The sequence below is a fragment of the Martinezella paranaensis genome (assembly GCF_014200235.1).
Classification (GTDB): domain Bacteria; phylum Pseudomonadota; class Alphaproteobacteria; order Rhizobiales; family Rhizobiaceae; genus Rhizobium; species Rhizobium paranaense.
The window spans coordinates 47660-60378 of sequence record NZ_JACHBI010000021.1 but is presented as its reverse complement, the minus strand read 5'-3'; the positions used below and the strand labels follow the sequence as shown (position 1 = coordinate 60378).

At 60.3% G+C, this 12719-nt stretch carries 13 protein-coding genes and 1 pseudogene; 7 read left to right on the top strand and 7 right to left on the bottom strand.

The features are described from left to right. The first annotated feature begins 70 nt into the window (after positions 1–70). The gene (locus GGD50_RS30065) at positions 71–706 is read left to right on the top strand and encodes a trimeric intracellular cation channel family protein (RefSeq protein WP_107106445.1); all 636 of its coding nucleotides are present in this window, start codon (positions 71–73) and stop codon (positions 704–706) included. Positions 707–779: 73 nt separating this feature from the next. Here GGD50_RS30065 and irrA read toward each other — a convergent pair whose 3' ends face one another. Then, a complete protein-coding gene (irrA, locus tag GGD50_RS30060) occupies positions 780–1196 on the bottom strand; it encodes an iron response transcriptional regulator IrrA (protein WP_107106446.1) in 417 nt (138 codons plus the stop codon). Positions 1197–1494: 298 nt separating this feature from the next. Here irrA and fabA point away from each other — a divergent pair, with 298 nt between their 5' ends. The 6 genes and pseudogenes from fabA to GGD50_RS30030 all read left to right on the top strand — a co-directional run bounded on the left by fabA (position 1495) and on the right by GGD50_RS30030 (position 6177). Continuing rightward, positions 1495–2010: a 3-hydroxyacyl-[acyl-carrier-protein] dehydratase FabA gene (fabA, locus tag GGD50_RS30055; RefSeq protein ID WP_107106447.1), complete on the top strand. Its 516-nt coding sequence runs from the start codon at positions 1495–1497 to the stop codon at positions 2008–2010. Between the two features lie 52 nt (positions 2011–2062). Then, on the top strand, positions 2063–3286 hold the full coding sequence (gene fabB, locus GGD50_RS30050) for a beta-ketoacyl-ACP synthase I (RefSeq protein WP_107106448.1): 1224 nt from the start codon (positions 2063–2065) through the stop codon (positions 3284–3286). Positions 3287–3290: 4 nt separating this feature from the next. Further along, on the top strand, positions 3291–4097 hold the full coding sequence (fabI, locus tag GGD50_RS30045) for an enoyl-ACP reductase FabI (RefSeq protein WP_107106449.1): 807 nt from the start codon (positions 3291–3293) through the stop codon (positions 4095–4097). Positions 4098–4194: 97 nt separating this feature from the next. After that, on the top strand, positions 4195–4548 hold the full coding sequence (locus GGD50_RS33030) for an HIT family protein (RefSeq protein ID WP_107106450.1): 354 nt from the start codon (positions 4195–4197) through the stop codon (positions 4546–4548). Between the two features lie 29 nt (positions 4549–4577). Next, positions 4578–4799: pseudogene (locus tag GGD50_RS30035) on the top strand (GNAT family N-acetyltransferase); the annotation flags it as partial. Between the two features lie 157 nt (positions 4800–4956). Further along, positions 4957–6177: an acyltransferase family protein gene (locus tag GGD50_RS30030; RefSeq protein WP_107106451.1), complete on the top strand. Its 1221-nt coding sequence runs from the start codon at positions 4957–4959 to the stop codon at positions 6175–6177. A gap of 43 nt (positions 6178–6220) precedes the next feature. Here the strand turns inward: GGD50_RS30030 and GGD50_RS30025 are convergent, their stop codons facing one another. The 6 genes from GGD50_RS30025 to rbfA form a co-directional block, all read right to left on the bottom strand. Further along, positions 6221–7237 carry a class I SAM-dependent methyltransferase gene (locus tag GGD50_RS30025; RefSeq protein ID WP_107106452.1) on the bottom strand — a complete coding sequence of 339 codons (1017 nt, stop codon included), beginning with the start codon at positions 7235–7237 and terminating at the stop codon, positions 6221–6223. Positions 7238–7456: 219 nt separating this feature from the next. Then, the gene (gene pnp / locus GGD50_RS30020) at positions 7457–9595 is read right to left on the bottom strand and encodes a polyribonucleotide nucleotidyltransferase (protein WP_107106614.1); all 2139 of its coding nucleotides are present in this window, start codon (positions 9593–9595) and stop codon (positions 7457–7459) included. A gap of 322 nt (positions 9596–9917) precedes the next feature. Further along, the gene (rpsO, locus tag GGD50_RS30015; RefSeq protein WP_028754662.1) at positions 9918–10187 is read right to left on the bottom strand and encodes a 30S ribosomal protein S15; all 270 of its coding nucleotides are present in this window, start codon (positions 10185–10187) and stop codon (positions 9918–9920) included. Positions 10188–10339: 152 nt separating this feature from the next. Further along, entirely contained in the window at positions 10340–11191 is an 852-nt protein-coding gene (locus GGD50_RS30010; protein WP_107106453.1) for an alpha/beta fold hydrolase, read from the bottom strand. 89 nt (positions 11192–11280) lie between these two features. Further along, a complete protein-coding gene (truB, locus tag GGD50_RS30005) occupies positions 11281–12213 on the bottom strand; it encodes a tRNA pseudouridine(55) synthase TruB (RefSeq protein WP_107106454.1) in 933 nt (310 codons plus the stop codon). Between the two features lie 12 nt (positions 12214–12225). Then, positions 12226–12645, bottom strand: coding sequence for a 30S ribosome-binding factor RbfA (rbfA, locus tag GGD50_RS30000; RefSeq protein WP_107106455.1), 420 nt, complete (start codon positions 12643–12645; stop codon positions 12226–12228). Between the last annotated feature and the right edge of the window lie 74 nt (positions 12646–12719).

Genomic DNA, 12719 nt, shown 5'->3' with positions numbered 1-12719 from the left:
TGCTTGCGCGGCCCTTGCCGCCGTGATTCACTTCGTCGAAAATCGCGCCGGCACTCTCCTGGAGCCTCGAATGTCGCTTCTTTCGTTTCTCGACTATGCCGGCGTCGCCCTCTTTGCCGCGACCGGCGCGCTGTCGGCCTCGCGCAAGCAGCTCGATCTGATTGGTTTCCTGTTTCTCGCGGCGGTCACCGGGATCGGCGGCGGTACGCTCAGGGATATCATCCTCGGCCGCGTGCCGGTCTTCTGGGTGCTGAACCCCACCTATATCATCATCTGCGCCATAGCCGGCGTGCTCGTCTTCTTCACCGCGCATCTGTTCGAATCGCGCTACCGGCTGCTGATCTGGCTGGATGCGATCGGTCTGTCGGCCTATTGCGTCATGGGCGCGGCCAAGGGCATGGCGGCGACGGGCTCTCCAACGGTTGCCATCGTCACCGGCGCGCTGACGGCAACCTTTGGCGGCATCCTGCGCGATCTCCTAGCAAACGAGCCCTCGGTGCTGCTGCGGCCGGAAATCTATGTGACCGCCGCGCTCGTCGGCGCTGGCGTCTTCACCGCTGCCAACGCCACCACCATGCCGCTCTATGCCTCAGCGGCACTTGGCGTCACCGCAGCCTTTATCGTACGCGGCGGCGCACTCTGGTTCGGCTGGACCTTCCCGACTTACCATCATAAGCCCGGCCGGCATCCCGACGATGTGATGTGAAATGGGAGGCAGTAGGAATTAGCCAGTAGGCAGTAGCAAACGGCTGGATGACAGCTCTACTGCCGACTGCCTATCACTGCTTGCGGCGCAGGCGAATGACCACGTCGACATGGGCGATTTCCATGCCCCTCGGCGGTTCCGGCAGATTGCCGATCGTCAGATTGCTGATCGGAATATCCAGCACTTCGTTCTGGCCTTCGATGAAGAAGTGGTGGTGGTCGGACACGTTGGTGTCGAAATAGGTCTTGGTGCTTTCGACGGCGAGCACGCGGATCAGGCCGGCCTCGGTGAACTGATGCAACGTGTTGTAGACGGTGGCGAGCGAAACCGGCACGCCGGCGGTGACCGCCTCTTCGTGCAGTTCCTCGACGGTTAAGTGGCGGTCGCCCTTGGCGAAGAGAAGGTCGCCTAGTGCGACACGTTGTCGGGTCGGTCTCAGGCCTGCGCTGCGCAGCCTGGTTTCGATCGCGATTTCGGCCTCTTCCGCCATTCAGGGAACTCCGGATTCCTGATCTCTATAAATCTTTACTAAGCCATATAACTTTTGCCTGGATTGCTTTCAATAGTTTCGATGGGGTGGGAAGGCGGCCAAAAGCCGTAAAAAGAAGGTTCTTGGCGCATTTGCCTCTGGTAGCAACCCTGGCCTTCCTGTATGCGACCACCACATAACAGTGAAGTGTGTCCGATAGGGCGATGGAATGCGAGCGTCATGCTTGCGCTTCATTTTCTGTCGATCTTACACTAAAGCTTCACATCAATCGGCATTTGCGCGGGGGAAACGGAACTTTATGACGACGAGACAATCCAGCTTCAACTATGAGGAAATCCTGTCCTGCGGCCGCGGCGAACTGTTCGGCCCGGGCAATGCGCAGCTTCCCTTGCCGCCGATGCTGATGGTCCATCGCATTACAGATATTTCCGAAACCGGTGGCGCCTTCGACAAGGGCTACATTCGCGCCGAATACGACGTGCGTCCCGACGACTGGTACTTCCCCTGCCATTTTGCCGGCAATCCGATCATGCCGGGCTGCCTCGGCCTTGATGGCATGTGGCAGTTGACCGGCTTCTTCCTCGGCTGGCTCGGCGAGCCCGGCCGTGGCATGGCGCTGTCCACGGGCGAAGTGAAGTTCAAGGGCATGGTTCGTCCGGATACCAAGCTTCTCGAATACGGCATCGACTTCAAGCGCGTCATGCGCGGCCGCCTCGTCCTCGGCACCGCCGACGGCTGGCTGAAGGCCGATGGCGAGGTCATCTATCAGGCGACAGACCTGCGCGTAGGCCTGTCCAAGGACAAGACTGCCTGAGCTGCGGCACCGCCGCCCCACAAAGACAGAGCTTTTAGAAAAGGTCATCGACATGAGACGGGTAGTAGTTACGGGTCTGGGTATTGTCTCTTCGATTGGAAACGATGCGCAGGAAGTCACCGCCTCGCTGCGCGAAGCCAAGTCGGGCATTTCTTTCTCCTCCGATTTCGCCGAACACGGTTTCAAGTGCCAGGTCTGGGGCTCGCCGAAGATCGACACGACGGATCTGGTCGACCGCCGCGCCATGCGCTTCCTGTCGCAGGGCGGCGCGTGGAACCACGTCGCCATGAAGCAGGCGATTGCCGATAGCGGCCTCGAAGAGAGCGACATCAGCAATGAGCGCACCGGCATCATCATGGGCTCGGGTGGTCCGTCGACCCGTACGCTGATCGAAGCCGCCGATATCACCCGCAAGAACAACAGCCCGAAGCGCATCGGCCCCTTCGCCGTGCCGAAGTCGATGTCGTCGACGGCATCGGCGACGCTTGCCACCTGGTTCAAGATTCACGGCGTCAACTATTCTATTTCCTCGGCCTGCTCGACCTCGGCGCACTGCATCGGCAATGCCGCCGAGATGATCCAGTGGGGCAAGCAGGACGTCATGTTCGCCGGCGGCCACGAAGATCTCGACTGGACGATGTCGAACCTCTTCGACGCCATGGGCGCCATGTCCTCCGACTTCAACGAAAATCACCCGGAAACCGCTTCGCGCGCCTATGACGCCAAGCGCGATGGCTTCGTCATCGCCGGCGGCGCCGGCGTGCTGGTGCTGGAAGAGCTGGAACATGCCAAGGCGCGCGGCGCCAAGATCTACGCCGAAATCGTCGGCTACGGCGCCACTTCGGACGGCTACGACATGGTCGCGCCGTCGGGCGAGGGCGCTATGCGCTGCATGCGTCAGGCACTCGCGACCGTGAAGGGCGATATCGACTACATCAACACCCACGGCACCTCGACGCCTGTCGGCGACAGCAAGGAAATCGGCGCCATTCGCGAGGTATTCGGAGCCAAGATCCCGCCGATCCAGTCGACCAAGTCGCTGACGGGCCATTCGCTCGGCGCAGCCGGCGTGCAGGAATCGATCTACTCGATCCTGATGATGCAGGAGCGCTTCATCGGCGAAAGCGCTCATATCACCGAACTCGACCCGGAATTCGAAGGTGTGCCGATCGTGCGCAAGCGCATCGACAATGCCAAGATCGACACGGCTCTTTCCAATTCCTTCGGCTTCGGCGGCACCAACGCGACGCTCGTATTCCAGCGCTATAACGGATAAGGCAATGACGGGAATCATGCAGGGTAAGCGCGGCCTCATCATGGGCGTCGCAAACAATCATTCGATTGCCTGGGGTATTTCAAAGGCGCTTGCTGCCGAAGGCGCGGAACTGGCTTTCACATTCCAGGGCGAGGCGCTCGGCAAGCGCGTCAAGCCGCTTGCTGCCGAAGTTGGCTCCGATTTCCTTCTGCCTTGCGATGTCGAAGATATCGCTTCAGTCGATTCCGTCTTCGACCAGATCAAGGAACGCTGGGGCAGGCTGGACTTCATCGTCCATGCCATCGGCTTTTCCGATAAGGCCGAGCTAAAGGGTCTCTACGCCAACACCACGCGCGATAATTTCACTCGCACCATGGTGATCTCCTGCTTCTCCTTCACCGAGATCGCCAAGCGCGCCGCCGAGCTGATGGTCGAAGGCGGCAGCATGCTGACGCTGACCTATAACGGCTCGACGCGCGTCATCCCGAACTACAACGTCATGGGCGTCGCCAAGGCGGCCCTGGAAGCCTCCGTGCGTTATCTCGCCGCCGATTACGGCCCGCGCGGCATCCGCGTCAACGCCATCTCCGCCGGCCCGATCCGAACGCTCGCCGGCGCCGGCATTTCCGACGCCCGCGCCATTCTCTCGTGGAACCAGCGCAACGCGCCGCTGCGCAAGTCGGTCACCATAGACAATGTCGGCTCGTCGTCGCTCTATCTCTTGTCCGATCTATCGGCTGGCGTCACCGGTGAAATTCATTTTGTCGATGCCGGCTACAACATCACCTCGATGCCGACGCTGGAAACGCTGTCGAGCGCGGACGCCGAGTAAATTTCCGACATCCGGATACCGAGGCCGTCGCCTCGACTGTGCAAATCTGCAATATATTGGGGCCGCTGCGAGCGGCCCTAGTTTTTTGGAGGCCCGCGTGTCGCATCAGATTTGTATCTTCTGCCGCACGTCGGAACTGACCATCCTCACCGAAAATTCGGCTAACTTCGCGATCAGAGACAAATTCCCGGTTAGGCCGCTGCACACACTGATCATTCCCAAGCGCCATGTGACCGATATTTTTGCGACCGATGCGCAAGAGCGTGAAGCCATCCACGAACTTGCCATGCAGTGCCGAGAGGCAATCGGCACAGAGGACGCATCCGTCAGCGGATTCAATTTCGGCTCGAATATTGGCCGTGCAGCCGGTCAGAAAATCTTTCACGCACATGTCCACCTGATCCCGCGCCGTCTGGGTGAGGTGGAGCTGCCGGCAGCGCGACTGGACTGAGCGGCTGTGCTGCCGCAAACATTGTGAATGCTGATGACACCCTCGGTTTCGACAGGTTCGCCTTTCACCGGATTTTCGCGCGGTTGGATGCGAAGAACATCGGATCCATCGGCGTCGTCGAACGGCTTGGTCTGCGGCGCGAGGCGCATCTGATCGAAAACGATCGCTTCAACGGCATCTGGGGCGACGAATATGTCTATGCCGTGCTGAGCCGCGAATGGGCCTCCAAGGCGCCGAATCGGGCGCGTTAATCTTCATTCGATAAGATTTTACGAAAATTTTAGGTTAATTCTATCTTGCCGGGGATGGCCCGTTACGACCGGCCGGAATTCCGATACAAGGCAGGCATTCAACAGTATTTCCTGCATGTCCATCGGCATTCATTGACCATTTACGGGAACCCCAGCCGTGAACACCATAACTGTTGCCAATCCCAAGCCGTTCGATCCATTGGATGAGACGGCGTCGCTCGACGCTGCTGCCACCACAAGGGCATTAGGCCCGGATGTATTGCGCGCGCTCGCCATCCTGCTCGTCATGCTCGTGCATCTTCCGGCGGAGGCGACTCCATTGCCGCTGGCCGGAATCAGGCCCTATGGCTGGATCGGTGTCGACATATTCTTTGTGCTGAGCGGCTATCTCATCGGAACCCAACTGATGGCGGAAGCCGCGCGCAGCAACGCCGTCGACTTCAAGGCCTTTTACCTGCGCCGGGCATTCCGCATATTGCCGGCCTTTCTGCTGGTGCTTGCCTTCTATACGTTCATTCCCTCCCTGCGTGACGCGCCGACGATGCAATCGGCCTGGCGGTTCCTGACCTTCACGGCCAATTTCGGGCTCGATCCGCGCTTCGGCGCCACATTCACCGAAGCTTGGTCGCTAAGCGTCGAGGAACATTTCTATCTCGTCCTGCCGGTTCTCGTCGTCTTGCTGAAGCGGCGCGCTACAGTGGTCTTCATCGCCTTTCTGGTTGCGACAATCGTCATGGCCGGCATGGGCCTGAGATTTGCCCTCTGGCAGAACCAAGTCAGCCCTGCTGCGGAAATGCACGCCTACAGGGCAGCGCTCGCAGTCTATCTGAGGGACGTTTATTATCCGACTTACAATCGACTGGACGGGTTGACCTTCGGCGTCGTTCTCGCCGCGATCCGGCTGTTCAAGCCATTGTTATGGGAAAGATACATGCCGCCATATCTCGCGCTCGGCATCGGCGGCATGTTCGTGACAGCGGCGCTCGTGGTCTTCTCGGTCCGCGGGCCTTTTGCGGAAACCAATTTGCCGCTTGTGTTTCAGCCTCTTCCAGGGGCGGTGGTCGGCTTTCCGCTTTTCTCGGCGGGCGTGGCGTTCATTCTCGGTGCGCTGCTGGACCTGCAGCCCAGGATCGGGCGCTGGCATCTTCCAGCGATATCAGGTATCGCGACGCTCTCCTACAGCCTCTATCTGACCCACAAGGGCGTCTACCATCTCGACCAGATGGTGTTCGGTAAGGACAATCTTCAGGGGCTTTCCGGCTTCGTCATCTATCTCGCCACCTGCTTCATCGTGGCGGCAACGCTGTGGTTTCTCGTCGAAAGAAACTTCCTGATCCTGCGGGATCACCTGATGCCTCGCTCGAACCGAACCAGCTAAATCCCACGCATTAAAAAGGCGGCCAATCGGCCGCCTTCAGCGCTTATTTCTTTGCCCACAGCGCCCTGAAGCGCGCGTTGCGGCAGGTCTCGCCATGCTCGCGGAAATTTTCCGCCAGCACCGGTTCATAGGGGAGGCCGCGATTGGCGACCAGCATCAGGCGGCCGCCGCCGCGCAGTGCCGAGGATGCCGCCTTGATCATTGCCTGGCCGAGCGAAGGCTCGGCGGCATGGCCCTCGTGAAATGGCGGGTTCATGATCACCAGATCGTATTTGTCCTTGACCGGCTCGCTTGCCAGATCGTGCCAGAAGAAGCGCTGGGCGACCTTCGGGCAATTTTCAAGGAGATTGGCGCGGGCGGCCTCCAATGCGTTGTAGTGGGCCTCGTAGAGGTCAAGGCGCGCGATCCGCGGCGATTTGGTCGCCAGTTCCACGGAAAGATAGCCCCAGCCGGCGCCGAAATCGGCGGCGTCGCCGGAAAAATCGGTCGGCAGGCGCGATGCCAGCAGTTCCGAGCCAGCGTCGATGCGATCATGCGAGAACATGCCGGCAGCAGTGGTGAACCGGCCGTCGATGCGCGTAGCAGGCTTCGCCAGTTGCGCTGCCGGAGCGCTTGTGTCGGCCGGACGCGTAAACCAGAAGGCCACGCCGTGGTATTTCGGCATGTGCTCGACATCCAGGCCAAAACCTTCGATGCGCTTGCGTAGCGGCTGAATGCCGTCTTCCTTGCCGCCGGCGACGACGATCAGCCCGCCCGCCTTCACGCGCTTCAGCGCCTCGGCAATATGGGCTTCGTTTTCGCCCTTGTGCTTGGTGCTGAGCACCAGCGCGCCGTCATAATCCCTATCTTCGATTTCCGGCGTCACATTGACACGCTGCGCCTGCAGTTGGCGATAGAAGGGACGGAAACCCTGGACGGCGGAAAGCTCGGCGGCAAAATCGCCTGGCAGCGCAAAGCCCGCCTCGGCGCCAAGAAACAGGATCTGCTTGCCCTCGCCAGGCGCGGCAACAGTGCCGGAAGCAAAAGGATGGAACAGGGTCTTCAGGGCATCGCGGCTCATGGGCGTGATCTCGTCATGGAAATGGGTTTCGTCTGTCGGATATGCGCGGCATTTTCTACTTCGCGCCTGCCTCTCACCCTAGCCCTTTCCCGGGTTGGAACGGGGAGAGGGTTAGGGTGAGGGGCCGGGCACTTAGTTTCTACAAAAATGGTCGGCACCGATAATATAAAAAGGGCGCGGAAAAGATCCCGCGCCCCGAAACGTGCGTGAAGGCGCAGCTTATTCGGCCGCGTCGTCCTTCTTCTTTTCGGCAGCGATTTCCTGGCCGGTTGCCTGATCGACAACCTTCATGGACAGGCGAACCTTGCCGCGCTCGTCGAAGCCGAGGAGCTTGACCCAGACCTTGTCGCCTTCCTTGACGACGTCGGTCGTCTTGGCAACGCGCTCGGAGGCGAGCTGCGAGATGTGGACGAGGCCGTCGCGGGCGCCGAAGAAGTTGACGAAAGCGCCGAAATCAGCGGTCTTAACGACCGTGCCTTCGTAGATCTGACCGACTTCCGGCTCGGCAACGATCGAGTGGATCCACTTGCGGGCCGCTTCGATTTCCTTGCCGGAGGACGAGGCGATCTTGACGGTGCCGTCGTCTTCGATGTTGATCTTGGCGCCGGTCTTTTCGACGATTTCGCGGATGACCTTGCCGCCGGAGCCGATGACTTCTCGGATCTTGTCGACCGGGATGTTCATGACTTCGATGCGCGGTGCGAATTCGCCGAGCTGGCCGCGGCTTTCGGTGATTGCCTTGGACATTTCGCCGAGGATGTGGGCACGACCGCCCTGTGCCTGGCCGAGCGCAACCTTCATGATCTCTTCGGTGATGCCGGCGATCTTGATGTCCATCTGCAGCGAGGTGATGCCGTCGGCGGTGCCGGCGACCTTGAAGTCCATGTCGCCGAGGTGGTCTTCGTCACCGAGAATGTCGGAGAGAACGGCGAAGCGATCGCCTTCCAGGATCAGACCCATGGCGATGCCGGCAACCGGCTTGGCCAGCGGAACGCCGGCGTCCATCAGAGCGAGCGAGGTGCCGCAAACCGTTGCCATTGAGGACGAGCCATTCGACTCGGTGATCTCGGAAACGACGCGCAGCGTGTAGGGGAACTGTTCCGCCGTCGGCAGCATCGGGCGGATAGCGCGCCATGCGAGCTTGCCGTGACCGATTTCGCGACGACCCGGGGAACCCATGCGGCCGGTTTCGCCAACGGAGTAGGGAGGGAAGTTGTAATGGAGCAGGAAGCGCTCCTTGTACATGCCCGTCAGGCTGTCGACATACTGTTCGTCTTCGCCGGTGCCGAGCGTGGCGACGACGATTGCCTGCGTTTCACCGCGGGTAAACAGCGCCGAACCATGCGTGCGCGGCAGAAGGCCGACTTCCGAAACGATCGGGCGAACGGTCGACAGGTCGCGGCCGTCGATGCGGCTCGAGGTGTCGAGGATGTTCCAGCGAACGATCTTCGCCTGCAGGTGCTTGAAGATGGCGCCGACTTCTTCGGCCGTGTACTTGGCTTCGCCTTCCTCGGGAAGGAAGTGGGCCTTGACCTTCGCCTTGACGGCGTCGACGGCAGCGTAGCGATCGGCCTTTTGGGTGATCTTGTACGCGGTACGCAGTTCGGCTTCAGCGAGGCCGAGCATCTCGGTTTCGAGTGCGGAATAATCTTCCGGCGAGAAATCGCGCGGTTCCTTGGCGGCAACTTCGGCGAGCTTGATGATCGCGTCGATTACCGGCTGGAAGCCGCGATGACCGAACATGACAGCGCCGAGCATGACGTCTTCCGGCAGTTCCTTGGCTTCGGACTCGACCATCAGAACGGCTTCTTGCGTGCCGGCGACGACGAGGTCGAGGCTCGATTCCTCCATCTCGTCGAGATGCGGGTTGAGCACGTATTCGCCGTTGATGTAGCCGACGCGGGCGCCACCGATCGGGCCCATGAACGGAACGCCGGAGAGCGTCAGCGCTGCCGAGGTGGCGACCATCGACAGGATATCCGGATTGTTTTCGAGGTCATGCTGGATGACGGTGACGACAACCTGCGTGTCGTTCTTGTAGCCTTCCGGGAAAAGCGGGCGGATCGGACGGTCGATCAGGCGGGAAACGAGGGTTTCGTTTTCGCTCGGGCGTCCTTCGCGCTTGAAATAGCCGCCGGGGATCTTGCCGGCTGCATAGGTCTTTTCCTGGTAGTTGACGGTGAGCGGGAAGAAATCCTGGCCCGGCTTCGGCGACTTGGCGGAAACGACGGTGGCGAGAACAACGGTTTCGCCGTAGGTCGCGATGACGGCGCCATCGGCCTGGCGGGCGATCTTGCCGGTCTCGAGCTTCAGCGGGCGGCCGGCCCACTCGATTTCGACGGTATGGATATCGAACATATCTTGTCCTTGCGTAGTGCGGGAAAAGGCGCCGTCGTCCGTATCGGCAAGGCGCATCTTCAACCGCACGAAATGTGACGCATCACGGGCAAGACAACGAGAGGCTTTCAAAGGTCGGCCGAAGCATGAAGCTTCGGCTGAAAGCATCCGGCAATCCTGCCCCATGACAGGTCAACGGTTGGTGTTGGCAGAACCGGCCCATCCGGCCTGCCGGCTGTCTCACATCGCGCAAACGGAAAACGCGACGGAAACAAGTCTGATGGGTTTCAAACCCTTCATAAGCATCCGGCGGACGTTCACGCGAACGCCCGCCGGAAAATTACTAGCGACGGATACCGAGGCTGGAGATCAGCTTGGTATAACGGCCTTCGTCCTTCTTCTTGAGGTAGTCAAGAAGCGAGCGCCGGCTGGAAACCATCGTCAGGAGGCCACGGCGGGAGTGATTGTCCTTCTTGTGGTCCTTGAAGTGGTCGGTGAGGTTGTTGATGCGCTCGGTCAGGATCGCAACCTGGACTTCCGGAGAACCGGTGTCGCCTTCGGCAGTAGCGTATTCCTTGATCAGCGCAGCCTTGCGCTCAGCAGTAATCGACATCGGATGGTCCTTTCTATGAGAGGAAATAATGTCGCCAAACGCCGGGATGTCGTCCAGCATTGGCCGCGAATGCAATCGGGCAGGCCCGATGCTGGCGCTGCCTATAAACCAAATGAGCGCCAATGGAAAGAGGGTTCTCCCCTGGGCGGTTTTCAGCGCCCCGCCATCGCATCGCGGATCATCGCATCGTAACCCTCGGGATCTTGCAGCATGGCGAAATGGCTAGCGTCCTTCAGGATAACGAGCTTTGCGCCGGGAATGTCCTTCGCCATCATCTGTGTGTGGTCGAGCTTGATCGCCTCGTCATGGTCGCCGATGGCAAGCGTGACAGGCACCGTTATCTTTCCAAGGTCGGCTGCCGTCCATGCCGGTTGCGTCTCCCACATCTGCGAGATCTGATCGACGAAAGCCTTGTATTCATTCGGTGTTGGCGACAGCTTCCTGTAATAGTCGCCGGCGACATTGATGTAGTCGTTGAAGGTTTTGTTGTTCAGGACGTCAGGTTTCAGGCCGTCGGTCGTCACATTTGCCGCCTGGGCGATCACACGCGTCAGTTTGTCGGGGTATTTCATCGCCATGTCGATGCCGATGATGCCGCCATCCGACCATCCGACCAGCGTCACCTTGCCAATCTTCAAATAGTCCAGCAGCGCGGCGTAGTCCGAGGTCATCAGATCGTAGCCGAAGGGCTGCTGGCTGCGCGTTGAGCGGCCATGCCCGCGGCTGTCGGCAACGACGACCAGATGATCTCTCGCGAAATCGGCAACCTGACGGCCCCAGACGTCGGCATTTCCGAGTCCGCCATGGATGAAGAGGATCGGGTCGCCTGCACCATATTCGGCATAATACATCTTGATGTCGTTGACATCGGCCATGCCGCTCGTCTTCGGCTGCGGCATCGGCGGAAAAGCCGGCAGCCCGGCCCAGCGCTCGCCGGAATGCGCGCTCACTACTGTGAGGAACAACGAAAGGACTGCCAGTATTCCGATGGTAATTCTGCGCATGTTCTCTCCCTTGAGGGCCGTCATGGCCCGTCGGGAGCATATCGCATCGCCATTACCCGCAATAGCTGTATTTTCCGGCTGGCCGAAACTCAGCCGAAGACGCGCTTCGGCCGAAATTCGCCCTGGCCGATTTCGCCGATGGCGATCAGCTTGCCGCGCGCCGTGGCATAGGCCTCGCTCTCGGCGACCGGCGCATCGCGCCCACGCACGAGAATGGGATTGCCCATCTTCAGGCGATGCGCCTGGTCGTCGTTGATGACGAGATGCGGCAGTGCTGACAGTGCTTCCGCCGTATCGATCAACAGAGCGTCGAGGGCGGCGAGCCGTTCGTCCGCATCCTCGATAGCCTCAAGTGCGACGAGATCGGCGAGCGGCACCATCGCCTCCTCGGCGAAGGGTGCCACGAAGCTGCGGCGCAGGCCGGAAATATGGCCGTAGCAACCGAGATCGCGGCCGAAATCGCGGGCAAGCGCCCGGACATAGGTGCCCTTGCCGCACTCCACTTCGAAATGCGCCGTATTGGCATCGGGGCAGGCGAGCAGCGTCAGGCGGAAAATTTCCACCTCGCGCGACGGAATTTCAACCGTTTCGCCATCGCGGGCCAGATCATAGGCGCGCTCGCCAGCGATCTTGATCGCGGAAAACTGCGGCGGGATCTGCTGGATGACGCCCGTATATTTCGGCAGCAGCGCGCGAATATCCTCTTCGCTCGGACGTTTGTCCGAAGTCTCGGTTGCTTCGCCTTCGAGGTCGTCCGTGGTGCGTTCTTCGCCCCAGGTGACGGTGAATTCATAGATCTTCCGGCCGTCCATGACATAGGGAACGGTCTTGGTGGCGTCGCCAAGGGCGATCGGCAGCATGCCGGAGGCAAGCGGATCGAGCGTGCCGGCATGGCCCGCCTTTTGCGCCTTGAACAGCCATTTGATCTTGGAAACGGCCTCTGTCGAGCCGAAGTCTACCGGCTTGTCGAGGATCAGCCAGCCCGAGATCGGACGGCCTTTGGGCTTGCGTGGTTTGGACATTCTCTGTCTCTGTTATCGATCTTCGTCGGTGTCGGTATTGCCGTCTTCGAGGTCGCGTTGGACCTCCGGCGAGCGCAGCAGCGCGTCGATCTTCTGGTAGTTGTCGAAGCTGGTATCGTCGCGGAAACGGACTTCAGGCATGTATTTCATCTGCCGAAGCTGCGGCCCGAGACGGCCACGGATGAATTTCGCATGGCGATTGAGCGTTTCGATGACGATCTGATGATCGGCGACGCCGAGCGGTGTCACATAGGCGGTGGCGATCTTCAGATCCGGCGACATGCGCACTTCGGAAATGGAGATCACGGTGCGCTCGATCAGGTCGTCGCGCACTTCGCCGCGCTGCAGAACCTGAGTGATCGCGGCGCGCACCTGCTCGCCGACGCGAAGCATGCGCTGCGAGGGCGCGGAAGAAGTTGGTCTTGTTGCCATTTGTCTTGGTCCCAAAAGGTTCGGGCGCCGGACTGGATGTTCCGGCGCCCGTCCCAATATTTCAATCTATCCTG